The 22,053-nt window shown below is 67.6% G+C and carries 23 protein-coding genes; 7 read left to right on the plus strand and 16 right to left on the minus strand.

The window, feature by feature from the left end; all coding sequences use genetic code 11:
• Nucleotides 1-1,590, minus strand: a complete 1,590-nt coding sequence (locus tag N7573_RS11000; RefSeq protein WP_071229725.1) for a cytochrome ubiquinol oxidase subunit I — start codon at nucleotides 1,588-1,590, stop codon at nucleotides 1-3.
• 228 nt (nucleotides 1,591-1,818) lie between these two features.
• On the opposite strand from N7573_RS11000, the gene cydD reads away from it, so the two are divergent.
• Together cydD and cydC are read left to right on the plus strand one after the other, a co-directional pair.
• Nucleotides 1,819-3,564 (plus strand): thiol reductant ABC exporter subunit CydD, encoded by a 1,746-nt coding sequence (cydD, locus tag N7573_RS11005; RefSeq protein ID WP_279912578.1) that lies wholly within the window; start codon nucleotides 1,819-1,821, stop codon nucleotides 3,562-3,564.
• Nucleotides 3,561-5,234: a thiol reductant ABC exporter subunit CydC gene (cydC, locus tag N7573_RS11010; RefSeq protein ID WP_279912579.1), complete on the plus strand. Its 1,674-nt coding sequence runs from the start codon at nucleotides 3,561-3,563 to the stop codon at nucleotides 5,232-5,234. Before cydD ends, cydC begins: the two co-directional genes overlap by 4 nt.
• A 91-nt stretch (nucleotides 5,235-5,325) precedes the next feature.
• Here the strand turns inward: cydC and N7573_RS11015 are convergent, their stop codons facing one another.
• From N7573_RS11015 to ccmA, 11 genes are all read right to left on the minus strand, one after another.
• Nucleotides 5,326-5,670 carry a DUF1294 domain-containing protein gene (locus tag N7573_RS11015; RefSeq protein ID WP_149909178.1) on the minus strand — a complete coding sequence of 115 codons (345 nt, stop codon included), beginning with the start codon at nucleotides 5,668-5,670 and terminating at the stop codon, nucleotides 5,326-5,328.
• A complete protein-coding gene (locus N7573_RS11020; protein ID WP_279912580.1) occupies nucleotides 5,671-6,783 on the minus strand; it encodes a homoserine O-acetyltransferase in 1,113 nt (370 codons plus the stop codon). It abuts the gene before it with no gap.
• A 138-nt stretch (nucleotides 6,784-6,921) separates the two neighbouring features.
• A complete protein-coding gene (locus tag N7573_RS11025; RefSeq protein WP_279912581.1) occupies nucleotides 6,922-7,911 on the minus strand; it encodes a cytochrome C biogenesis protein in 990 nt (329 codons plus the stop codon).
• A complete protein-coding gene (locus tag N7573_RS11030) occupies nucleotides 7,905-8,354 on the minus strand; it encodes a cytochrome c-type biogenesis protein (protein WP_049401127.1) in 450 nt (149 codons plus the stop codon). Before N7573_RS11030 ends, N7573_RS11025 begins: the two co-directional genes overlap by 7 nt.
• A 4-nt stretch (nucleotides 8,355-8,358) precedes the next feature.
• On the minus strand, nucleotides 8,359-8,976 hold the full coding sequence (locus N7573_RS11035) for a DsbE family thiol:disulfide interchange protein (protein WP_049423972.1): 618 nt from the start codon (nucleotides 8,974-8,976) through the stop codon (nucleotides 8,359-8,361).
• Between the two features lie 8 nt (nucleotides 8,977-8,984).
• Complete coding sequence (locus tag N7573_RS11040; RefSeq protein WP_279912582.1) at nucleotides 8,985-10,904, minus strand: heme lyase CcmF/NrfE family subunit; 1,920 nt, start codon at nucleotides 10,902-10,904, stop codon at nucleotides 8,985-8,987.
• On the minus strand, nucleotides 10,905-11,366 hold the full coding sequence (gene ccmE / locus N7573_RS11045; RefSeq protein ID WP_279912583.1) for a cytochrome c maturation protein CcmE: 462 nt from the start codon (nucleotides 11,364-11,366) through the stop codon (nucleotides 10,905-10,907).
• Nucleotides 11,363-11,551: a heme exporter protein CcmD gene (locus N7573_RS11050; RefSeq protein ID WP_032129786.1), complete on the minus strand. Its 189-nt coding sequence runs from the start codon at nucleotides 11,549-11,551 to the stop codon at nucleotides 11,363-11,365. The genes ccmE and N7573_RS11050 overlap by 4 nt, the downstream gene beginning before the upstream one ends.
• Nucleotides 11,548-12,318: a heme ABC transporter permease CcmC gene (gene ccmC / locus N7573_RS11055; RefSeq protein WP_006378253.1), complete on the minus strand. Its 771-nt coding sequence runs from the start codon at nucleotides 12,316-12,318 to the stop codon at nucleotides 11,548-11,550. The genes N7573_RS11050 and ccmC overlap by 4 nt, the downstream gene beginning before the upstream one ends.
• Nucleotides 12,319-12,361: 43 nt before the next feature.
• Complete coding sequence (gene ccmB, locus N7573_RS11060; RefSeq protein WP_032129785.1) at nucleotides 12,362-13,057, minus strand: heme exporter protein CcmB; 696 nt, start codon at nucleotides 13,055-13,057, stop codon at nucleotides 12,362-12,364.
• Nucleotides 13,054-13,683, minus strand: coding sequence for a heme ABC exporter ATP-binding protein CcmA (gene ccmA / locus N7573_RS11065; RefSeq protein ID WP_032129784.1), 630 nt, complete (start codon nucleotides 13,681-13,683; stop codon nucleotides 13,054-13,056). Before ccmA ends, ccmB begins: the two co-directional genes overlap by 4 nt.
• A 187-nt stretch (nucleotides 13,684-13,870) precedes the next feature.
• Between ccmA and N7573_RS11070 the strand changes: the two genes are divergently transcribed.
• From N7573_RS11070 to N7573_RS11085, 4 genes are all read left to right on the plus strand, one after another.
• Entirely contained in the window at nucleotides 13,871-15,019 is a 1,149-nt protein-coding gene (locus N7573_RS11070) for a pyridoxal phosphate-dependent aminotransferase (RefSeq protein ID WP_279913861.1), read from the plus strand.
• Between the two features lie 5 nt (nucleotides 15,020-15,024).
• Entirely contained in the window at nucleotides 15,025-15,636 is a 612-nt protein-coding gene (locus tag N7573_RS11075) for a DUF4304 domain-containing protein (protein ID WP_279913857.1), read from the plus strand.
• A 64-nt stretch (nucleotides 15,637-15,700) separates the two neighbouring features.
• On the plus strand, nucleotides 15,701-16,507 hold the full coding sequence (locus N7573_RS11080; RefSeq protein ID WP_279913858.1) for an amidohydrolase: 807 nt from the start codon (nucleotides 15,701-15,703) through the stop codon (nucleotides 16,505-16,507).
• A gap of 103 nt (nucleotides 16,508-16,610) precedes the next feature.
• Nucleotides 16,611-17,045, plus strand: coding sequence for a hypothetical protein (locus tag N7573_RS11085; RefSeq protein WP_071229733.1), 435 nt, complete (start codon nucleotides 16,611-16,613; stop codon nucleotides 17,043-17,045).
• Here N7573_RS11085 and N7573_RS11090 read toward each other — a convergent pair.
• The gene (locus N7573_RS11090) at nucleotides 17,032-17,325 is read right to left on the minus strand and encodes a hypothetical protein (protein WP_049401115.1); all 294 of its coding nucleotides are present in this window, start codon (nucleotides 17,323-17,325) and stop codon (nucleotides 17,032-17,034) included. The two genes, N7573_RS11085 and N7573_RS11090, sit on opposite strands and share 14 nt — an antisense overlap.
• A gap of 95 nt (nucleotides 17,326-17,420) precedes the next feature.
• Nucleotides 17,421-18,548, minus strand: coding sequence for an MFS transporter (locus tag N7573_RS11095; protein WP_279913859.1), 1,128 nt, complete (start codon nucleotides 18,546-18,548; stop codon nucleotides 17,421-17,423).
• Nucleotides 18,549-18,638: 90 nt separating this feature from the next.
• Here N7573_RS11095 and N7573_RS11100 point away from each other — a divergent pair, with 90 nt between their 5' ends.
• The gene (locus tag N7573_RS11100) at nucleotides 18,639-19,427 is read left to right on the plus strand and encodes a helix-turn-helix transcriptional regulator (RefSeq protein WP_279913860.1); all 789 of its coding nucleotides are present in this window, start codon (nucleotides 18,639-18,641) and stop codon (nucleotides 19,425-19,427) included.
• A 106-nt stretch (nucleotides 19,428-19,533) separates the two neighbouring features.
• Here N7573_RS11100 and N7573_RS11105 read toward each other — a convergent pair whose 3' ends face one another.
• Entirely contained in the window at nucleotides 19,534-21,180 is a 1,647-nt protein-coding gene (locus N7573_RS11105; protein ID WP_110712888.1) for a pseudouridine synthase, read from the minus strand.
• A complete protein-coding gene (scpB, locus tag N7573_RS11110; protein WP_279912778.1) occupies nucleotides 21,173-22,048 on the minus strand; it encodes an SMC-Scp complex subunit ScpB in 876 nt (291 codons plus the stop codon). Before scpB ends, N7573_RS11105 begins: the two co-directional genes overlap by 8 nt.
• Nucleotides 22,049-22,053 lie beyond the last annotated feature (5 nt).

The raw sequence follows: 22,053 nt of genomic DNA on the forward strand, positions 1-22,053 counted from the left end.
TCAGGCCTGGCCGGCGGCCGGCGCCGAGGCATTGTGGGAAGCATGCGGCTGGGGCGACTGCAGCGACGGCAGCACCTCGTCCGGACCCTTGCGGATCGCCTTGAGCATCAGCTTGATCTCGACCACGATCAGCGCGGTGTAGATCGCGGTGAAGCCGGCCAGGGTCAGCACGATTTCATGCAGGGCCAGGCCCGATGCTGCATAGAAGGTCGGCAGCACGCCGTCGACCGCCCACGGCTGGCGACCGTATTCGGCGACGAACCAGCCACATTCGATCGCGATCCACGGTGCCGGCAGCGTCCACAGGGCCAGGCGCAGGAACCAGCGCTTGTCCTGGAAGTTGTTGCGGCAGGAGTAGTAGAAGGCCAGCGCGAAGAAGGCGATCAGGTAGAAGCCCAGTCCGGCCATCACGCGGAAGGTCCAGAACAGCGGCATCACGCGCGGCACGGTGTCCATCGCCGCCTGCGAGATTTCCTGCGGGGTGGCGTTGAGGATGTCATCGCGGTAGCGCTTGAGCAGCAGGCCATGGCCCAGGTCCTGCCAATGGCGGTCGAACATCTCGCGCGCTTCAACGTCGTTCTTGTTCGCGCGCAGGCGTTCCAGCGCACCGTAGGCCAGCTGGCCGCCGCGCACGCGGTGTTCGGCGCGCTCGACCAGTTCCAGGATGCCCGGGATCGGCTGGTTCAACGAACGGGTGGCGATCAGGCCCATCAGGTACGGGATCTTCACCGCGTAGTCGTTCTGGTGGGTTTCCTGGTTCGGGATGCCGAAGGCGGTGAAGTCGGCCGGTGCACGCTCGGTCTCCCACATCGCTTCGATCGCGGCCAGCTTCATCTTCTGGTGTTCGCTGGCGGCGTAACCGCTCTCGTCACCCAGCACCACCACCGACAGCGACGACAGCAGGCCGAAGGCTGCGGCCACGGCGAACGAACGACGGGCCAGGTCCTTGTGCTTGTTGCGCAGCAGGAACAGGGCGCTGATCGCCATCACGAACACTGCACCAGTCACGTAACCGGCGCTGACGGTGTGCACGAACTTGGCCTGCGCCACCGGGTTGAACACCACGGCCATGAAGTCGACGACTTCCATGCGCATGGTTTCCGGGTTGAACACCGCGCCGGTCGGGTTCTGCATCCAGCCGTTGGCGATCAGGATCCAGATGGCCGACAGGTTGGTGCCCAGCGCCATCAGCCAGGTCACCATCAGGTGCTTGACCTTGGTCAGGCGGTTCCAGCCGAAGAAGAACAGGCCGACGAAGGTGGCTTCCAGGAAGAACGCCATCAGGCCTTCGATGGCCAGCGGTGCACCGAAGATGTCACCCACGTAATGGCTGTAGTAGGACCAGTTCATGCCGAACTGGAATTCCATGACGATGCCGGTGGCGACGCCCATGGCGAAGTTGATGCCGAACAGGACGCCCCAGAACAGGGTCATCCTGCGCCAGATCTCCTTGCCGGTCATCACGTACACGCTCTCCATGATGGCTACCATGAAGGACAGGCCGAGGGTGAGCGGTACGAATAGGAAGTGGTACATCGCGGTCAGCGCGAATTGCAGCCGCGACAGTTCTACGACTGTCTGATCAATCATGGCCTGGCTACCTCGTTGGATAGTGCCGTTGCAGGTGGCGGGAAGGGTGGTCTACGACGTGAATGATGTGACCGACTACTTCAAACAGCCTTGATCCAGATCAATGTATGAACAGGTGCCCCGGTTGATCGTATGCCAACCTGATGAAGAGTGCGACCGCTGGCCGCAGAGGCCGGCTATTGCCTGCGCCTACAATGCCGTGTCTCCCCTGTTACCCGTGAAGACCCCTTGAGCGCTGCCGAAACGACCCCTGACGGCCTTTCCCCGGAAGCCGAAACGACCCGCCAGCGGCGTGCCCGCACCGCCTGGCTGGCCGATCTTGCGCGCTCCGCTCGAGGTCGCCAGCGGCTGGCGGCGCTGTGCATCAGCCTGTCCGGCGCGCTGCTGATCGGCCAGGCCGCTGCCATCGCCTGGCTGGTGCAGCAGGTGCTGGTGGAACGCGCACCGCTGGCGTCGGGCCTGCTGGTGCTCGCTGGGCTGGCGGTGATCCTGGTGCTGCGCACGCTGCTGGGCAGCGCCACCCAGGCGGCTGCCGGTGATGTGGCCGATGCCGCGCGGTTGGCGCTGCGCGAGCGTGTGTTCGCGCGCCTGCTTGGGCATGGGCCGCTGTGGCTGCGCCAGCGCCGCACCGGCGAGCTGGGCGAACTGATGCTTCATCACGGTGATGCGATCGAGAGCTATTACAGCGGCTTCCTGCCGGTGCGCACCGAAGTGGTGGTGGTGCCGCTGCTGATCCTGGCCGCAGTGGCCTGGGTGGATTGGGTGGTGGCGCTGATCCTGCTGTTCACCGCACCGCTGGTGCCGTTCTTCATGATGCTGGTGGGCTGGGGCGCTGAAGCCGCCGGCCGTGCGCAGCTGGGCGAGCTGGCGCGGATGAGCGGCCACTTCGCCGACCGCATCAAGGGTCTGGGCCTGCTGCGCCTGTATGGCCGCGGCGAGGCCGAACTGGACGGCATCGCGGCCGCCGCCGAAGGCGTGCGCGTGCGTACGATGAAGGTGCTGCGCATCGCCTTCCTGTCGTCCACGGTGCTGGAATTCTTCGCCTCGGTGAGCGTGGCGATGGTTGCGCTGTACCTGGGCCTGAGTTATCTGGGCCTGATGACGCTGCATGCAGCAGTGCCGACGCTGGGCGCCGGGCTGTTCTGCCTGCTCCTGGCGCCGGAGTTCTACGCGCCGCTGCGGCGTCTGGCCGCGCACTACCACGATCGTGCCAACGCACTGGCTGCCGCCGCCGAGGTGGAGCGCCTGCTGCAGTCGCTGCCCGATGAGCAGGGCCTGATCGAGAACGAGATCGCGCCGCTGGCGGCGGAGCCGGCCGAGGCCGCATTGCCGCCGCTGCAGGCGCAGGGGCTGGTGCTGCGCCCGTTGGGCGCGCCGCACGACGTGCTGCAGGATCTGGACCTGCTGCTGGAGCCGGGCCAGCGCCTGGCCCTGGTCGGTCCCAGCGGGTCCGGCAAAAGCACGTTGCTGGAGGCGCTGGCCGGCTGGTTGCCGCCGCGTGCCGGCAAGCTGCAGCTGCGGCCCGGCGTGCAGGTGGCCTATGCCAGCCAGCGACCGTACCTGTTCCACGGCAGCATCGCCGACAACCTGCGCCTGGCAGATCCCGGTGCCAGCGATGCGCGGTTGCGCGCAGTGGCCGAGGCCTCGCAGGTGCTGCAGTTCGCACAGCGCCTGCCGCAGGGGCTGGATACCGTGATCGGCGAGCGCGGCTTCGGCCTGTCCGGTGGTGAAGCACGCCGCATCGGCCTGGCCCGCCTGCTGCTGCGCGACCCGCAGGTGCTGCTGCTGGACGAACCCACTGCGTTCCTCGATGCCGATACCGAAGCCGCGCTGCTGCGCAGCCTGGCCGCCTATGCACGTGGACGCAGCGTGGTGGTCGCCACCCACAGCCCTGCGGTGATCGCGTGGGCTGACCGTTGCCTGCTGTTGCCGGAAGGCCGCCTGGTCGAGCCGGCACAGGCGGTGCGCGCATGAGCCGTTCGCCTGATTCGCTGCGCGCGGTGTTCCTGCGCCATCGCCCGCGCCTGCTGCTGACCGTGCTGCTGCTGTGGATCACGATGCTGGCCGGCACCGCCCTGCTGGGCCTGTCCGGTGGCTTCCTGACCGCCGCTGCGCTGGCCGGTGCGGCCGGGCTGGCGCAGGGCTTCAACTTCTTTTCGCCGTCGGCCGGCATCCGCGGCCTGACCATGGCGCGCATCGTGTCGCGCTACTTCGAGAAGCTGGTCGGCCACGATGCCACGCTGCGCATCGCCCGCGACCTGCGCGTGTGGTTCTTCCGCCGCGCGCTGCCACTGGCACCGGCGCGGCTGGGGGCCACGCGTACCGGCGAACTGCTGGCACGCCTGCTGGGTGACATCAATGAGGTGGATGGCCTGCTGGTGCGTGCGATCGGGCCGCTGGTGGCGCTGGGTGCGCTGTCACTGGTGGCGATCGCCTCGGCCGCTGTGATCCTGCCGTCTGCGGCGGTACTGCTGGCGGTGCTGGCGTTGCTGATCGCCTTCGGTGTGCCGTGGCTGGGCGTGCGTGGTCGCGACGATGAGGAGGCCGACCGTGCCGCGCATCGTGCTGCCCTGCGTACCGCAGCCTTCGAAGGACTGGAGGGCGCGGGTGATCTGGCCGCGTTGCATGCCGGTGCAGCGTGGCAGTTGAAGGTGCGCGTGGCCGCCAAGCAGCTGGCTTCGCGGGATCGTCGTCGGCGCTGGCGCCTGATCGCGGCCTCGACCCTGCATGGCCTGGTCGCCGGGCTGGGCCTGGTGGCGATGCTGGCGTTGGCCCTGCATGCGGCCGAACAGCAGCGCATCGCGCCGGAAATGGCAGCGGGTCTGGTGTTCCTCACCGTGGCACTGATCGAACTGTGGGCCGGCATGGGCCTGGCCTGGCAGTCGCTGCAGTCCGGGCGCATCGCCGCCGATCGCCTGCAGGCCATCGTCGAGCAACCGCCGACGGTGGAGGACCCGCAGGCGCCGCAGGCGGTGCCGCAGGCCGCGCGCGTGCATTGGGATGACGTGCACTTCCAGTGGCCCGGTGCGGCGCGGCCGGTGTTGTCCGGCCTGCAGCTGACCCTGGTACCGGGCGAGCGGATCGCGATTCGCGGCGACAGCGGCAGTGGCAAGACCACCCTGTCGAGCCTGCTGCTGCGGTTATGGGATCCGCAACAGGGACGGTTGACCTACGGGGGCCGCGACCTGCGTGATTTCGCCCAGGGCGACTGGCACCGGCAACTGGCGTGGCTGCCGCAGAACGCGCCGGTGTTTGCCGGCAGCGTGGCCGAGAACCTGCGATTGGGTGATCCCGATGCCAGTGACGCAGCGTTGTGGGCGGTACTGCGTCGCGTGCGCCTGGGCGAGTGGGCCGAGCGCAACGGTGGCCTGCAGACCTGGGTGGGCGAGAACGGCGCGACGATGTCGGCCGGCCAGGCACGACGCCTGGCGCTGGCGCGCGCGCTGCTGCGCAATGCGCCGATCCTGCTGCTGGACGAACCGACCGAAGGCCTGGATGTGGATACCGCACGTGCGTTGCTGCAGGACCTCTCCGGGTTGCTGGACGGGCGCAGCCTGCTGATGATCACCCACGACGACCTGCCCGACGGCGTGGTGGATGCGCAGTACCGGTTGCGTGATGGGGGAGTGGTGCGCGAAGCGTGAATGGTAGTGCCGGCCGCTGGCCGGCAACCTCATGGCGCTTGATATGGATACGCAATTGCCGGCCAGCGGCCGGCACTACCCATTCGAACGGTTACCGCGAGAACTCGCGCAGCATCACCGCGATCGAGGCCACGTTGGCCAGCACGCACAGCCAGAACACCCACTGGAATTCGGCTTTGCGATGCTTGTGGCGGAACAGCGCCTGGCCCAGCAGCGCGCCCGGCCAACCGCCGGCAAAGGCCAGCAACTGCAGTGTGCGCTCGGGAACACGCCACTGCTTTCGCTGCGCCGCGCGCTTGTCGTGGCCGTACAGGCCGAACGACACCGCGCTGGCGAGCAGGCACCAACCGCCCAGCCACAGCGGCAGCACGCCGCTGACCGTCAGTGCGATCAACGCACCGAATGCGGCCAGCGCGAGGTTACGCCGCCATGCCACTTACAGCGCGTCGAGGAAGCCGCGCACGGCCGGGCCGAAACGCTCGAAATCGACGAGGAAGGCGTCATGGCCCTGCGGCGACTCCAGGCCGATGAAGCGCGCATCGGCACCGCCTGCGCGCAGGCCGTCGGCGACCTGTTGCTGCTGCTGCACCGGGAACAGGATGTCGGTGTTGGCGCCGATCGCCAGCGCCTTCTCCACCCGGATCTTCGCCAGCCCGGCCAGCACATCACCGTCGGCGTATTCGGCCAGGTCGAACCAGTCCATCGAACGGCTCAGGTAGAGGTAGCAGTTCGGATCGAAGAAGCGCACGAAGCGCCGGGCATGGCCTTCCAGGTAGCTTTCCACCTGGAATTCCAGGCCGAACGGATCGTCGTCGGCCTGGTCCGAATCCAGCCGCACGCGGCCGAAGCGGCCATCCCATTCCAGTGCCGAACGGTAGGTGATCACGCCCAGCTTGCGCGCCATGCGCATGCCGGACTCGGGATACTCGGCATCGTCGTAGTGACCGCCATTCCAGCGCGGATCAAGGCGGATCGCCTCGCGCTGCAGCGAACGGATCGCGATCGAGAACGGCAGTGCCTGCGCACTGCCGGAAATGTTGACGTGGCTGCCCGCAATGCCCGGGTGCAGCATCAGTAACGCGAGTGCGGTCATGCCGCCCATTGAATTGCCGACCACGCAGGCCAGCTGTTCGATGCCCAGTGCACGCACGACTTCGATGGCGGCGCGTGCGCCGTCTTCTATCGACAGCTCGGGGAAGTCGAGGCGATACGGTTGGCCCGTGGCCGGGTTGAGCGATGCCGGGCCGGTCGAACCCTTGCAGCTGCCCAGCGAGTTCACGCACACCACGTACCAGCGGTCGGTATCGATCGGCTTGCCGGGGCCGACCATGCCTTCCCACCAGCCCGGTGCCGGGTTGGCCTCGTTGGCCGCTGCATGCGCGTCCGGCGACAGGCCGGTCACGATCAGGATCGCATTGCTGGCGTCCGCCGCCAGCGTTCCCCAGGTTTCATAGGCCACGCGTGCGCCATGCAGGGCGCCACCGCGCTTGAACGGGAACGGCGAGGGCAGGGCGTGGAAGCGGGTGCCGGGCGGGATGAATTCGGTCATGCAGTCATTCTAGCGGGGCCGCATGTGGAGCTGGCGACACGCTGGTTTTCATCGGCGATGCACCCGGTAGTGCCGGCCGCTGGCCGGCAACCTCATGAATCTGGATGCGCCCGCGTGGTTGCCGGCCAGCGGCCGGCACTACGGGAACCGCAGCTCCACCACGCCTTCATGCGGCAGGCTCACCTTCACCGGCACGCTCTGCAGATCGTCCTCGCTGCGGTTGGCACTGCCGCTGCGCGAGATGCGTGCCAGCACTTCTACTTCGCGATGCGCGGACAACGGTGCGGTCGGCATCGGGCTGTCTGCGTCGCCCAGCCCGACCGTGGCAGGGAAATCGGCCAGAGGCAGCTTGCGTGCGGCCACCGGCATCGGCGGTCCACCCACGGCGCGGGCCAGCACGAATACCTGGGTGCTGGTGGGCCACTCAGCGTTGTTCAGCGCAGGCAGTTGCACGCGCACCTGCAGCAGCGCCGGTGGCGCCGCAGCGGCAGCATCGGGCGCCTGGCCGGCGGCCTCACGGGCGATGGCGATCTGCGCCTGCAGCGCCTGCGCGGCGCCGGGCTCAAGCCGTGGCAGCAGGCCGCTCCAGATGTCGGCAGCCTCGGCATTCTTTCCGCGCTGGCGCAGGGCGATGCCCAGCAGCCAGCTGGCGCGCTCTGCATCGGGCGCCAGTGCACGGGCCTGCTGCAACCAGGCCATCGCGGTGTCATCGAACTGCTTGCCGGCATCGGCCTGCGCACGTGCCTGCGCCGCTTCCACCAGCACGCCGGGGTCTTCCGGGGCGAGAGCGGCAGCACGTGCGAAGGCATCCGCTGCGGCGGCGGCGTTGCCCAGTTCGGCCTGCGACCGGCCCAGCAACGCCCAGCCATCGGCTCGCTGCGGGTCTCGCTGCAGTGCATCCTGCAGGGCCTGCACACCATCGCGCAGGGTGGCTACCGACGGGGTCGGTTGTACCTGTGCTGCACGCGGATCACCAACCAGCAGATACAGGCAGGCACCGGCCACGCCCAGCGCGAGCACGCCCACCACGAAACCGCGGCGACCGTGCTGGCGCAGCGGCCACAGCACCAGCGCCGCCATCAGTGCGGCCACCAGTCCAGCCAGCATCGGCAGCCAATGGCTCACCATCCGTCTCCTTCATCGGTCTTGCTGGCGGGGGCGGCAGCAACCGTGCGGCCACGGCGGCGGACGATGCCCAGTACCACCAGCGCGCCGGCGCCCAGCACCAGCAGCGGACCGCCCCACAGCAGCCAGGTGCCCGGCTGCAGAGGCGGTTGATAGAGCACGAACTCACCGTAGCGCGCGACCAGGAACTGCTTGATCTGCGCGTCGTCGTGGCCCTGCTGCATCAGCTGCAGCACCTCGCGGCGCAGGTCCTGCGCGATCTGCGCGTTCGAATCGGCCAGCGACTGGTTCTGGCACTGCACGCAGCGCAGTTGTGCGGCCAGGTCATGGAAGCGGCGTTCTTCGGCGCCATCGCGGAACTGCAGTGGCTGCGGATCATGCAACGGCTGCTGTGCCAGCACGGCCAGGGGCAGCATCAGAAGCAGCAATGCCAGCAGCCAGCGCATGGGCTCAGGGCGCCGTGTGCAGCGTGCTGCCGGCATTGCCCTGGGCCTTTTCGATCTTCTCCAGTGCCGGGATCAGCTTCTCGTCGACCACGCGCTGGGTCATCGCACCGCTGTACTTCCAGCGCACGACGCCGCTGCCATCGACCAGGAAGGTCTCCGGTGCGGCGGTCACGCCCCAGTCGATCGCGGTGCGGCCTTCCACGTCGCTGAGCACGACCATGAACGGGTTGCCCAGCTGTTCCAGCCAATGCAGGGCATCGGTCGGTTCATCCTTCCAGTTGTAGCCGATCACGCGCACGCGCTTGCTCTCGGCGAAACGGGTCAGCACCGGGTGTTCCTCGCGGCAGGCCGCGCACCAGCTGCCCCACACGTTCAACAGGTAAGGCGCGCCGCGCAGTTCGTCGCTGTGCACGATCATTTCCGGGTCGTGCAGCACCGGCAGCGCGAACGCCGGCGCCGGCTTGTCGATCAGCGCCGATGGCAGCACGTCGCGCTGCGGATCGCCCGATTTCATCACCCCGTAGATCATCAGCCCGAGCAGGCCGAAGAAGAACAGCACGCCGATCACGATGGCTACCGGCGGCAGCGGGCGGGAGGGGCGCGGGGTGGGGGACTCGGACATGGAAACTCCTACGGACGACGGAAGCGGCGGTCGGCGGCGGTGATGAATCCGCCCAGGGCCATCAACAGCGCGCCCAGCCAGATCCAGCGCACGAACGGCTTGATGTGCACCCGGACCGCCCATGCATTGTTGCCCAGCGGCTCGCCCAATGCCACGTAGACATCACCATCGAGGCGTGCATCGATGCCGGCCTCGGTCATCACCTGGCCGCCGCTGGCGTACTGGCGCTTTTCCGGATGCAGCAGGGCCAGCTCGCGGCCGTTGCGGAACACGCGCAGGTGGCCGCGGTCGGCGATGAAGTTCGGTCCTTCGCGATGGTCCACGCCCTCGAAGCGTACTTCGTGGCGGCCGACCACCACCTGCTGGCCCGGTGCCAGCGCCACTTCACGCTGTACGTTCAGGGCTTCCACCAGCAGCGCACCGGCCAGGAACACGGCGATGCCGGCATGGGCGACGATCATGCCGAGCATTTCGGCGGTGAAGCGGCCATTGCCGCGCAGTCGCTGCCAGACGAAACGTGCGGTACCGAAGCCGACCCAGACCGCGGCAGCGACACCGAGACCGGCCTTCCAGCCGTTCTGCGGCGCCTGCCACCAGGCCAGCGCACCCAGCAGCACCGCCAGCCCCAGCCAGGGTGCCAGCAGCGCGAACGCGCGCGAGGGCTGGTCGCGTTGCCACTTCACCAGCGGGCCGAACGGCAGCAGCAGGATCATCGGTGCCATCAGCAGCAGGAACAGGCTGCCGAAGTAGGGTGGGCCGACCGAGATCTTGCCCAGCGACAGTGCATCGGCCAGCAACGGATACAGTGTGCCGAGCAGCACCATCGCGCAGGCGGTGGCCAGCAGCAGGTTGTTGGCCAGCAGCAGGGTCTCGCGCGAGGTGGCGGTGAAGCCACGGCGCGGATCGTCGGCGTCCACGCTGAGCTGGCTGGCACGCAGCGCGTACAACAGCAGGCTGCCGCCGACCAGCACCGACAGGAACACCAGGATGAACAGGCCGCGCGACGGATCTGCAGCGAACGAATGCACGCTGGTCAGCACACCGGAGCGCACCAGGAAGGTACCGAGCAGCGACAGCGCGAAGGCCGCGATCGCCAGCAGCAGGGTCCAGCTGCCGAAAGTGCCGCGCTTCTCAGTGACCGCCTGCGAATGGATCAGTGCCGCACCGACCAGCCACGGCATGAAGCTGGCATTTTCCACCGGGTCCCAGAACCACCAGCCGCCCCAGCCCAGCTCGTAATAGGCCCACCAGCTGCCCAGCGCGATGCCCAGGGTCAGGAAGCCCCAGGCGACGTTGGTCCACGGCCGCGTCCAGCGCAGCCAGCGTGCGTCGACGCGGCCTTCCAGCAGTGCGGCCACCGCGAATGCGAACGGCACCGCGAAGCCGACATAGCCCAGGTACAGCATCGGCGGATGGATGATCAGCCCCGGGTCCTGCAGCAGCGGATTGAGGTCGCGGCCTTCCAGCGGTGCCGGGTTCAGGCGCAGGAACGGGTTGGAGGTGAAGATCAGGAAGGCGAGGAAGCCGACGCTGACCACGCCCATCACCGCCAGTACACGCGCCTGCACCGGTGCCGGCAGGTGCCGCGAGAACAGCGCCACTGCGCCGGTCCACAGCGCTAGCACCAGCGCCCACATCAGCAGTGAGCCCTCGTGCGCACCCCACACCGCCGAGTAGCGGTAGATCATCGGCAGCAGCGAATTGGAGTTCTCGGCCACGTAGCGCACCGAGAAGTCCTGCTGCACGAACGCAGCGGTGAGCACCGCGAAGGCGCCGGCGAGCAGCAGCAGTTGTGCGAAGGCGGCTGGCCGTGCCACCGCCATCCATGCCGTGTTGCCGCGATGCGCGCCGACCAGCGGCAGCCCGGCCTGCAGCAGCGAGGCCAGCAGCGCGCACAACAGCAGGATCTGACCCAGTTCGGGCAGCACTCAGCGCACCTCGGGTGCCGTCACCGGCACGTCATGCTTGCGATGGGCGTCGCCCATCTTGTCGGCCACTTCCTTGGGCACGTACTTCTCATCGTGCTTGGCCAGCACCTCGTCGGCGACGAACACATCGTCCTGCAGGCGGCCACTGGCGACCACCGCGGTGCCTTCGGCGAACATGTCCGGCAGGATCCGCGACGTGGTCACCGCCAGCTGGGCATCGCCGTCGGTCACTTCAAAACGTGCTTCCAGCGAACCGACCGGGCGGTTGAAGGAGCCCTTCACCACCATGCCGCCCAGGCGGAACCGCGCCTGCGCATCGACATCGCCGCGCAGCACTTCCGAAGGCGTGTACAGGTAGGCGATGTTGCGTTCCAGCGCCATCGCCACCAGCGCGGTGGCCAGCCCGGAGGCGAGCAGGGCCAGCAGTACCCAGACCAGGCGGCGACGTTGCACCGGCGTCATCGTTCCAGCTCCGTCGACAGCGGCGCCGCAGCGTCCTGTTTGACGGCGCGGGTCTGCTGCCGCTGCTGGCGTGCCAGCGCCAACCGGCGTGCCACGCGCAGGCGCAGCCACGAACCGATGGCATCGGCGCCGAGTACCAGCACGAACACGGCGTAGGCGCCGATCACATAGGGCAGGTGGGTCATGGCTGGGCCTCCCCGGCCGGACGTGCGGCATCGACGCGGCCGCCGACCCAGGCCTTGCCGGCCTCGCGGTCGAGATTGTCGGCACGGGCCTTGGCCAGCACCGAACCGGCGAACCAGAACTTGGTGCCGATCACCATCCACCACAGCGGCGCGATCATCGCGCTGCTGATCGCCGATTCACCGAACACGTTGATCGACTGGCGCTGGTGCAGGCCGCCCCACCAGTCCACCGAATAGCGGATCACCGGCAGCAGGCTGACTCCGACGATGGCCAGCAGGCCGGCTGCGCGTGCGGCGCTGCGGCGGTCTTCGATGGCGTGATACAGGCCGATCACGCCCAGGTACAGGAACAGCAGCACCAGCTCACTGGTCATGCGCGGGTCCCAGTCCCACCAGGTGCCCCAGGTACCCTTGCCCCAGATGCTGCCGGTGAGCAGGGTGATCAGGGTGAAACCGGCACCCATCGGTGCGCAGGCCATGGCCAGGATCTCGCAGACCTTGATCCGCCAGATCAGGGCGATGGCGGCATACAGCGCCATCAGCGCGAACACGAACAGGCTCATCCAGGCGCTGGGCACGTGGATGTAGAGGATGCGGAAGCTGTCCAGCTGCTTGGCTTCCGGCGGCACCACCAGCAGCGCCTGCCACATGCCGACCAGCAGCACCGGCACCGCCGCGAGGTAGAACACCCGCGACCAGCGGGCAGCGAATCGGTCGAACGTGGGGGGCGAACCGAGTTGGTGGAACCAGCGGACAATCGGATTCATGCGTGGCGGCTATCCAGCAGGGGTGGATTGGCTCTCAGCTCGGTCAACTCAGAGAAATACGTATTGCAGCGGCGGTGGCCAACGGCGCCAGCACCAGCGCGACCAGCAGGCCGGCGCCCAGCATCAGCAGCGCACCGACCGGATCCTGTCCGCGTCCCGCCGCTGCCAGGCTGCCTGCACCGAACACCAGCACCGGCACGTACAGCGGCAACGACAGCAACGCCACGAGAATACCAGAGCGCCGGATGCCTACGGTCAGTGCAGCGACCACGCCACCGATCAGGCTCAGCAACGGTGTTCCCAGCAGCAACGATGCCAGCAACATCGGCAGCTGGTCATGCGGCAGATGCAGCATTTCGGCCAGCAACGGGCTGACCACGATCAGCGGCAGCGCAGTGGTGGCCCAGTGCAGCAGCACGCGCACCAGCACCAGCCAGGCCAGCGGCACCGGCGCCAGCAGCCATTGCTCCAGCGAGCCGTCTTCGGCATCGGAGCGGAACAGTGAATCCAGTGACAGCTGGCCGGCCAGCAGCACGGCCAGCCACAGCACCGCGCCGGCGGTGGCGGCCAGTAGTTGCGGTTCGCGGCCCTGGGCGAGCGCGAACAGCACCACCACCAGTACCGCGAACAGCAGCGGCTGCAGCGCATCGCCGCGGCGGCGCCAGAGCAGGCGCAGGTCGCGCTTGAGCAGGGCCGCTGCGGTCTGCCACAGGCCCGGTTCGGTGCCTGGCGCGATCATGCGGTACCGCCGAGGTCGAGCTGGCGGGTACGCACCGGTGGTGCGGCATAGGCGCCGTGGGTGGTGACCAGTGCAGCGCCGCCGGCACGCAGATGCGCGGAAATCATCCGGTTGACCAGGGTGATGCCCTCCAGGTCGAGGTTGGCATAGGGTTCGTCGAGCAGCCACAACGGCGCCGGTGACAGCCAGATGCGTGCCAGTGCCAGCCGCCGCTTCTGTCCGGCGGACAGATGCCGAACGAGAGTGTCCTCATAACCGGCCAGGCCGACGATGGCCAGCGCGTTGCCCGGCATCTGCCGTGCGCGACGGCCGTGCAGGCCGCACAGGAAATGCAGGTTCTCCAGTGTGTCCAGATCGGGCTTCAATGCGGGCAGGTGGCTGAGGTAGGCGACGTAACGCGCGCGCTCGGCATTGCCGGCCGGCCTGCCATCGATCTGCACCTGCCCGGCACCAGGCCGGGCCAGGCCCGCCAGCACGCGCAGCAGGGTGGTCTTGCCGGCGCCATTGCCGCCCTGCACCAGCAGGGCTTCGCCGGCGTCCACATGGAAGTCCAGCGGGCCGAACACCGGCTCGTCATTGCGGGAAAAGCTCAGGCCGCTGGCGGCCAGCAATGCAGGGGTGTTCAAGGGGCAAAGGTCTTCATGCCGGAGTGCGGCGGCAATTGTAGCGGTGAATTCACAGGGTAGTACCGGCCGCTGGCCGGCAGGTGCGACCCAGCGTCGCAGATTGCCTGGGGTTGCCGGCCAGCGGCCGGCACTACCGAAGCAGGGATTGCGTAAACTCAGGGGTCTGTCTCCCCATATCCCCAGGCCGATGCAACCCACCACCAAGCTGCCCAAGGTCGGTACCACGATCTTCACCGTGATGTCCCAGCTCGCCGCCGAACACGGCGCAGTCAACCTCGGTCAGGGGTTCCCGGACTTTTCCGCACCGCAGCGCCTGATCGACGAGACTGCCAAGGCGATGGCCGCCGGGCTGAACCAGTACCCGCCGATGACGGGTGTGGCGCCGCTGCGCCAGGCCATCGCGCAGAAGGCGTTGGACTGCTACGGCGCGCAGGTCGACGCGGACAGCGAAATCACCGTCACCAGCGGCGGCACCGAGGCCATCTTCAACGCTATTCACGCTGTGGTGCGTGCGGGCGAGGAAGTGATCGTGCTCGACCCGGCGTATGACTGCTATGAACCGGCGATCGATCTGGCCGGCGCCAAGGCCGTGCATGTGTCGCTGGATCCGCAGACCTTCGCCGTCGCCTGGGACCGCGTGCGTGCGGCGATCACCCCGCGTACCCGCATGCTGATCGTCAACACCCCGCACAATCCGTCCGGTGCGATGCTGTCGGCGCAGGACATGCAGGCGCTGGCCGAGCTGCTGCGCGGCACGCAGATCTACCTGATCTCCGATGAGGTGTACGAACACATCATCTACGACGGTCGCCGCCACGAGTCGGCGCTGCGCTACCCGGAACTGCGCGAGCGCGCGTTCGTCATCTCCAGTTTCGGCAAGACCTACCACTGCACTGGCTGGAAGATCGGCTATGCGATCGCCCCGCCGGCGCTGACCGCCGAGTTCCGCAAGGTGCACCAGTACAACACCTTCACCAGCTTCGGCCCTGCGCAGTACGGCTTCGCCGCGATGATCCGCGATGAGCCCGAACACCACCTGGAGCTGGGTGCGTTCTACCAGGCCAAGCGCGATCGTTTCCGCGAACAGCTGGCCAGCACCCGGCTGAAGGCGCTGCCGGTGCCGGGCGGTTACTTCCAGCTGGTCGACTACTCGGCCATCAGCGACCTGCCGGACCATGAGTTCGTGAAGTGGCTGACCATCGAGAAGGGCGTCACTGCCATTCCGCTGTCGCCGTTCTACGAGAACCCGCCGGCCGGCCAGCGCCTGGTGCGCCTGTGCTTCGCCAAGAATGAAGCAACGATGGACGCGGCGATCGAACGCCTGCGCCTGCTCTAATGGAAGTGAGTTGGAATCCGGACCGGGAGAGATTCTTCGAGCTGCTTGAGTCGGAGTTCTTTCCGCGTCTGCTGCAGGAGGGATTCGTTCGTAAAGGGCGGACCTTCCGCAGGATTCGGACTCCGCTGATTCATGTAGTCGAATGCCAGACCGGTTCCAACGGGCAATGGTGCTCCTTGGAGATGGGGGTGCATCTGGATTTCTTGCCTCTGCATGGTGGCGGCGAGTATTCGCCGGCGACGATTGACGAATCCGGCTGTGTGTTCAGAGAGCGGCTTGCCGGGGACGGTGCAAGTACAGGCGCTGGCTGGGGCTATGGGGCTTCCGAGCAGGAGAGTGCCGCCTCAGTGAAAGCGCTTTGTTCCGCGTGGGAGAGCGCCGGTAGCCACTTCTTCGCAGCTCACCAGGCTTTCCCGGACGACTATCAGTCCATGTTGGACAAGGCAGATCTTGAGCAGGCTCGGGCCATTGAACTGCTCACCCTTGCGCGTGTAGCGGCCAATTTGCGGCGTAAGGAGCAGGCTTTGGCGCTAGCTCACCTGGGATTGGAGCGGGCAGCTCCAGCTGCAAGCTCGCTGAGGGCGCAGTTGCGCCGATTCATCGAAAGCGTAGGGTGATGTCGAATCCCATGATCGCGTCATTGCCACGTACTGCTTCTTCAACATCAGTGAATCCATGACAATGAATGACCTGCGCATTTCCCTCGTCCAGGGCGACACCCGCTGGCATGACCCGGCGGGCAACCGTGAGTACTACGGCGCGCTGCTGGCACCGCTGGCCGGCAACACCGATCTGGTGATCCTGCCGGAGACCTTCACCAGTGGTTTCTCCAATGAAGCCATCGCCCAGGCCGAAGGCATGGACGGCCCGACCGTGGCCTGGGTGCGCGAACAGGCCAAGGCGCTGGACGCGGCGGTGATCGGCAGCGTGCAGCTGCGCGAGGGCGAGGGCGTCTACAACCGCCTGCTGTTCGCCACGCCCGACGGCGAGCTGCAGTACTACGACAAGCGCCACTTGTTCCGCTATGGCGGCGAGCACGAGCGCTATGCGGCCGGTCGCGAGCGCCTGAGCGTGGAATGGAAGGGCTGGCGGATCAATCCGCAGGTCTGCTACGACCTGCGTTTCCCGGTGTTCTGCCGCAACCGCTACAACGTTGAACGTCCACAGCAGCTGGATTTCGACCTGCAGATATTCGTCGCCAACTGGCCGTCGGCACGTGCCTATGCGTGGAAGACACTGCTGCGTGCACGTGCGATCGAGAATCTGTGCTTCGTTGCCGCGGTGAACCGTGTCGGCGTCGATGGCAACCAGCTGCATTACGCCGGTGACAGCGCGGTGATCGACTTCCTCGGCCAGCCACAGGTGGAAATCCGCGAGCGCGAACAGGTGGTCACCACCACCATCTCGGCCGAGGCGCTGGCCGCACACCGTGCGCGCTTCCCGGCGATGCTTGATGCCGATGCCTTCCACCTGGACGAGCAGGCCTGAGCGATGGCCTGAACGCCGCCGCACCAGCACGCGCGCCTGCATTCAACGTGCACGCGCGCGCTGCTAGATTCGCCGCCAGTCCGACCGAACTGGAAGTCCTGCCATGAACACGTCCTTCGCCCTGCTGCTGGCCCTGTCCGCCGCATCGCTGGCCCCGGCCGCGCACGCCGCCGGCAACCTCGATTGCCAGCTGCGCTACAACCTGTCCGGCTGGTCGCTGATCTACAAGACCGCCTCCGGCAATGGCACGGTCACCTGCAGCAACGGCGCCAGCATGCCGGTGCGCATCCAGATGAAGGGCGGCGGCCTGACCGTGGGCAAGTCGAAGATCACCAACGGGCGTGGCAGCTTCACCGGCGCGGTCAGCGTCAACGAACTACTGGGTACTTACGCCTCGGTGGGTGCGCACGCCGGTGCGGTGAAGTCCAGCAACGCGCAGGTGATGACCAAGGGCGACATCTCGCTGGCCCTGTCCGGTACCGGCAAGGGCTGGGACCTGGGCGTGGACGGCACCGCGTTCACCCTCAGCCGGCGCTGAGGCGCGACGGCTCGGCAGATCCCCAGCTGATGCGGATGTAGTGCTGTTCGGAATCGCTCAACAACCGTTCGACACCGAAACCATTCTTGAGCAGTTGTGCGGTCACGTCTTCGACGAGCTGCTCGCTGGCCATCACCTGGCTGAAGCCGAACACGAGATAGCGGCGGCCATTCTCCGAGCCGATCTGGATGGCGTTGTCGAGGTCGCGGTAGAACAGTTCGATCGGGCGCTTGGCGGCATCGGCGTTGGCGCGGGCCTGTTCGGCGGTAATGGTGATCATGGGCATCTGCCTGGTGTGGGAGAGCGCGCACGATAGCCAGGGAATCAAAGCCGTTCCCGGAAGCCGCGCACAGTGCGCTGCTTTTGCAGCAATTCCTAGGCTGCAGCGGGACGCCGCCGCTGCAGCCACAAGGCCAGCAGGCCACACACGATGAGGGTCGGTGCCAGCAGCTGCACTGCACCGACCAGCGCCATTGCCGCACCGATCAACAGGTAGTAGAGCAGACCGAAGAGCGCGCCTGCGCTGCCGAGACAATGCGGATAGCCGCGCAGGGCCTGGCCGAGCACATTGGGAATGGCAAGGCCGAAGCCCGTCACCACCGGCACCATCGCCGCGACCAGGGCAGGGTGATCATGCAGCAGCGCGGCCAGCAGGCCTCCCGTCAGAACCAGGCCTGCGGCGATGCGGATGCGCGTGGTTGCGGCAACGCCTGCACGCAGCAGGCGGCCATTGCCCCACGCGCCCAGTGCCGAGCCCAATGCCAGCACCGCGCCGCTGGCGCCGAACCAGGTGGCTGGCCAGTGCAGGCGTGCAAACACGAAGGGGCCGAGTGCATACCAGCTGCACATCGCCACGTTGAAGGCCATCACCAGCAACGCGTGTGACCAGATCCAGCGATCGCGCAGCAGTTCCCGCAGCAGCGGCAGCATGAGCGTGTGCGGGACCTGTGCAGGGCGGCTTTCGCGCAGGCCAGCCAGGCATGCGACTGCCAGCAGGGCAGCTATCAGCAGCAGGCCGGACTGTACGCCGAGATAGCCATTGGCGGTGACCAGCAGCGTGCCCAGTGCAAGACCGATGGCCGGGCTCAGGGCGAGGGCCATGCCGATCCATGAGAATGCCTGCGCCAATGCCGGCCCCTGCAGATGGTCGCGCAGCACGGTCTGGGTGACCACCGAAGCGGCGGCGGCGCCGACTGCGGCCAACGCCTGGGCCAGCAGCACCTGGCCGAAGCTGCCAGCCATCAGCCCGCCCAGTGCAGCCACTGCGAAGACGCCGAGGCCACAGAGAAGGGCGGGGCGACGACCGATACGATCGGCCAGGCGCCCCCACAGCAGCACGCCTGCAGCGAAGCCGAACAGGTACAGGCTCATGGCCTGGCTGGCGGCACTCGGCGGCAGGGCGAAGCGTTCGGCCAGATCGGCCAGGGCCGGGCTGTACAGGGTCTGTGCCAACTGCGGAAACATCAGCAGTGCAATGGTGAGCAGCAACAGGCGGCGCGACATGCGGGCGCTCCAGAAACAGGGCCGCGCATTGTGGTTGCGTCCGCAATGGCGCACTCTGTCTATCCTGTCATCGAATGCATGAAATCAGACATGGCCTGGTTGCAGCCGGATGCGCACTTCGACGCCGATGCCTGGGGCGCTCCGGTGCTGGGTATCGCGGCCTCATTGGCCGATCACGACTCGGGTTGGCACCAGCATGCGCGCGCGCAGCTGCTGTACACCCGGCAGGGCTGTACGCGCCTGACCTACGGTGATCGCATCAGCCTGCTGCCGCCCGCGCGCGCAGCGTGGATTCCGGGTGGGCTGCGCCATCGCGCGCAGATGCGCCAGGCGGTCGACTACCGTTCGTTGTACTTCGATGCCACCCTGTCGGCCCAACTGCCCCGCCAGCCGGCCATCATCAGCGTAGGTCCGCTGCTGCAGGCCTTGCTGGAGCCGATCGCGCAGGCACCGTTCGACCATGACTGGCAGTCGCCGCGCGCACACCATCAACTGGCGTTGTGCGTGCTGGAAATCGCCGCTGCACCGGTGGCGCCGATGGACCTGCCTCTGCCGCGTGATCCGCGGATCGCACGTTGTCTGCCGCTGGCCGAGCAGCTGCCGCCCGAACTGGGTGAGCTGGCCGCGCGTGCGGACCTGAGCGTGCGTACTGTCGGCCGGCTGATGCAGCGTGATACCGGCATGGGCTATCAGGCCTGGCGCCAGCAATGGCGCCTGATGCGAGCCATGGAGTTGCTGCTGCTCGGCCATCGCGTCGCGCATGTGGCGCAGGACACCGGGTTCTCCGCCGAGAGCCCGTTCATCGCCTTCTTCCGCAGCATGACCGGCACCACGCCAGCCGCGTTCCAGCGCCACGCAAAAGGGGACGGAGGGGATTAAGTCGCTTTCGCCCCTTTGAGGCAAAAACGACTTAATCCCCTCCGTCCCCTTTTCAAAGAAAAACCCCGGCCTGCGCCGGGGCTTTTCATTTCAACGTCGCTGCTGATCAGCCGCCGCGCGGGCCGCTGCGGCGCGGGCCGCCCGGACCGCGGTTGCCGCCGGGGCCGCCCGGGCCACGGTTGCCACCCGGACCACCGGGACCGCGATTACCGCCCGGACCACGGTTGCCACCGCCCGGACCGCGACCGCCCGGACGGGCGCCCTGCGCCGGCTTCGGGCTGCCATACGGGTTGAAGCCCGGGGTGGCGTGGTCGGACGGGAAGCTTGGGGCATTGCCCGGATGGCCGTACGGGTGCTTGTTGCCCTGGCCCTGCGAGCGGTTGCCCGCGCCGGCCGGACGACCCTGGCCGCCTGCGCCGCCACGGCCTTCACCGCCGAAGCCGCCACGGCCCTGGCCGCCACCGGCGCCTGCGCCCGGGCCCTTCGGCTTGCCGTACGGACGGCCCTGGCCGCCTGCGCCCGGACCACGGGCACCCGGGCCACGTGCGCCCGGACCGGCATTGCGATGGCCGCTCGGGCCGGTGCTCACGCCATCCGGCACGTACCAGGTGCGGAACGCGGCCGGGTTGCCTTCCGGCAGTGAACGATCGTTCTTCTGGGCACGCTGCTTGAACGGCTTCTGCGACTGCTTGGCTGCCGCTTCACCGCTGACCGTCAGGCCGCCCTTGAAGCCGCCGCCCTTGCCACCGCGACCACGGCCGCGGTCTTCGCGGACGTTGTCGAAACGACGCAGCTCGCGGCCTTCGTCAGCGGTGTTGTGGCCGTTGACGTAGGCGTTGCCGCGGCCACCTTCGCGCACGCGCACGGTGGTCTTGGCGGCACGGCGCTGGCCGATCACCGGCTGCAGGGTCAGTGCCGACGGTGCGCCTTCTTCCAGCTTCAGCTGCGCACGCAGGGCTTCCACCTGGGCGGTGCCCAGTTCCACCGAATGGCCGCGGGCCAATTCGCGCGGCAGGCTCACCTTGCCGTAGCGGGTGCGCTTCAGGCGGCTGACCTGGCAGCCCTGCGACTCCCACAGGCGACGCACTTCGCGGTTGCGGCCTTCCTTCACCACGACGCGGAACCAGTCGTGCGAATCGGTGCCGCCGATGCGTTCGATCTCGTCGAACTTGGCCGGGCCGTCTTCCAGTGCCACGCCACGGGTGAGGCGGTCGACGATGGCGTCGGAGACCTTTTCCTCGCCTTCCGGTGCACGCACGCGCACCACGTACTCGCGTTCGACCTCGAACGACGGGTGCATCATGGCGTTGGCCAGTTCACCGTCGGTGGTGGCCAGCAGCAGGCCGGTGGTGTTGATGTCGAGGCGGCCGATCGCGATCCAGCGCGCGCCCTTCAGCGGCGGCAGCGACTCGAACACGGTCGGGCGGCCTTCCGGATCATCGCGGGTGGTCACTTCGCCTTCCGGCTTGTTGTAGACCAGCACGCGCGACGGCTCGGCCAGGGCGGTGGCGACGAAGCCACGGCCATCCAGTTCGATCTTGTCGCCGCTCTTGACCGACATGCCGGTCTGCGCGACTTCACCGTTGACCTTGACCAGGCCTTCGGCAATGCGCTGTTCCAGCGCGCGGCGCGAGCCGAGGCCGGCCTGTGCCAGCACCTTGTGCAGGCGTTCTTCCAACTTGAACTGTTCGGAGGTGGCTTCGCGCTTCAGCGAGAGCTTGTTCAACGACAGCTTGCGAGGGGTGTCACTCATCAGTTTTGCTCCGGCCGACGGTTTCGAGGTCGGCCTCTGGTTCGGAATCGGCTTGGTCAACAGCCACGGTCGTCATCGCGACGGCGTTGTCTTCGCGTTCGTTCACTGGCACCGCGCGCTCGCCCGGCGCGGAATCGGGGTGCCCATCATCGAAGGGCGAAGGTGCTTGCTCATCGGAGGCCGACGCAGGGGCTGCATCGACGGAATCAGGGGTGTCACTGCCGGCCTGGCCGGCATCATCGTTTGCGGCAGCGCCTTCGGCGCCGGCCGAGAGGTCAGGGCCATCGGCGCTTGCCGTTGCCGGTGCATCGCGGTCCAGGGACAGCTGGGGTTCCAGCTCGCCCAGGTCCTTCAGTTCCGACAGTGGCGGCAGCTCATCCAATCGCTTCAGGCCGAAATAATCCAGAAAGCCCTTGGTGGTGCCGAACAGCGCCGGCTTGCCGGGTACATCGCGGTGGCCGACCACGCGGATCCACTCGCGTTCTTCCAGCGCCTGGATGATGTTGCTGCTGACCGCCACGCCGCGCACCTGCTCGATCTCGCCGCGGGTGATCGGCTGCCGGTAGGCGATCAGCGCCAGGGTTTCCAGGGTGGCGCGGGTGTAACGGGTCTTGCGTTCGGTCCACAGCCGGCTGATCCAGCCATGCACTTCGCCGGTGACCTGGTAGCGGAAGCCGGAGGCGACCTCGACCAGTTCCACGCCGCGGCCTTCGCAGGCTTCGCGCAGGCGTTCCAGTGCGCGTTCGATGCTGCCCGGCGGTGCCGGTTCCTCTTCCGGGAACAGGTCCTTCAGCTGGGCCAGGGTGAGCGGCTGGCTGGAGGCCAGCAGCGCACCTTCGACAATGCGGTTGATCAGCAATTGATCCATCGGCA

It is taken from the genome of Stenotrophomonas sp. GD04054 (genome assembly GCF_029836955.1).
Classification (GTDB): Bacteria; Pseudomonadota; Gammaproteobacteria; order Xanthomonadales; family Xanthomonadaceae; genus Stenotrophomonas; species Stenotrophomonas maltophilia_A.

What these genes read in the sequence shown, in the direction of transcription:
- N7573_RS11000 (WP_071229725.1), bottom strand. Translation starts at nt 1,590, where the DNA reads ATGATTGATCAGACAGTCGTAGAACTGTCGCGGCTGCAATTCGCGCTG.
- cydC (WP_279912579.1), top strand. Translation starts at nt 3,561, where the DNA reads ATGAGCCGTTCGCCTGATTCGCTGCGCGCGGTGTTCCTGCGCCATCGC.
- N7573_RS11020 (WP_279912580.1), bottom strand. Translation starts at nt 6,783, where the DNA reads ATGACCGAATTCATCCCGCCCGGCACCCGCTTCCACGCCCTGCCCTCG.
- N7573_RS11025 (WP_279912581.1), bottom strand. Translation starts at nt 7,911, where the DNA reads ATGGTGAGCCATTGGCTGCCGATGCTGGCTGGACTGGTGGCCGCACTG.
- N7573_RS11030 (WP_049401127.1), bottom strand. Translation starts at nt 8,354, where the DNA reads ATGCGCTGGCTGCTGGCATTGCTGCTTCTGATGCTGCCCCTGGCCGTG.
- N7573_RS11035 (WP_049423972.1), bottom strand. Translation starts at nt 8,976, where the DNA reads ATGTCCGAGTCCCCCACCCCGCGCCCCTCCCGCCCGCTGCCGCCGGTA.
- ccmE (WP_279912583.1), bottom strand. Translation starts at nt 11,366, where the DNA reads ATGACGCCGGTGCAACGTCGCCGCCTGGTCTGGGTACTGCTGGCCCTG.
- N7573_RS11050 (WP_032129786.1), bottom strand. Translation starts at nt 11,551, where the DNA reads ATGACCCACCTGCCCTATGTGATCGGCGCCTACGCCGTGTTCGTGCTG.
- ccmC (WP_006378253.1), bottom strand. Translation starts at nt 12,318, where the DNA reads ATGAATCCGATTGTCCGCTGGTTCCACCAACTCGGTTCGCCCCCCACG.
- ccmB (WP_032129785.1), bottom strand. Translation starts at nt 13,057, where the DNA reads ATGATCGCGCCAGGCACCGAACCGGGCCTGTGGCAGACCGCAGCGGCC.
- N7573_RS11070 (WP_279913861.1), top strand. Translation starts at nt 13,871, where the DNA reads ATGCAACCCACCACCAAGCTGCCCAAGGTCGGTACCACGATCTTCACC.
- N7573_RS11080 (WP_279913858.1), top strand. Translation starts at nt 15,701, where the DNA reads ATGAATGACCTGCGCATTTCCCTCGTCCAGGGCGACACCCGCTGGCAT.
- N7573_RS11085 (WP_071229733.1), top strand. Translation starts at nt 16,611, where the DNA reads ATGAACACGTCCTTCGCCCTGCTGCTGGCCCTGTCCGCCGCATCGCTG.
- N7573_RS11090 (WP_049401115.1), bottom strand. Translation starts at nt 17,325, where the DNA reads ATGATCACCATTACCGCCGAACAGGCCCGCGCCAACGCCGATGCCGCC.
- N7573_RS11095 (WP_279913859.1), bottom strand. Translation starts at nt 18,548, where the DNA reads ATGTCGCGCCGCCTGTTGCTGCTCACCATTGCACTGCTGATGTTTCCG.
- N7573_RS11100 (WP_279913860.1), top strand. Translation starts at nt 18,639, where the DNA reads ATGGCCTGGTTGCAGCCGGATGCGCACTTCGACGCCGATGCCTGGGGC.
- N7573_RS11105 (WP_110712888.1), bottom strand. Translation starts at nt 21,180, where the DNA reads ATGAGTGACACCCCTCGCAAGCTGTCGTTGAACAAGCTCTCGCTGAAG.
- scpB (WP_279912778.1), bottom strand. Translation starts at nt 22,048, where the DNA reads ATGGATCAATTGCTGATCAACCGCATTGTCGAAGGTGCGCTGCTGGCC.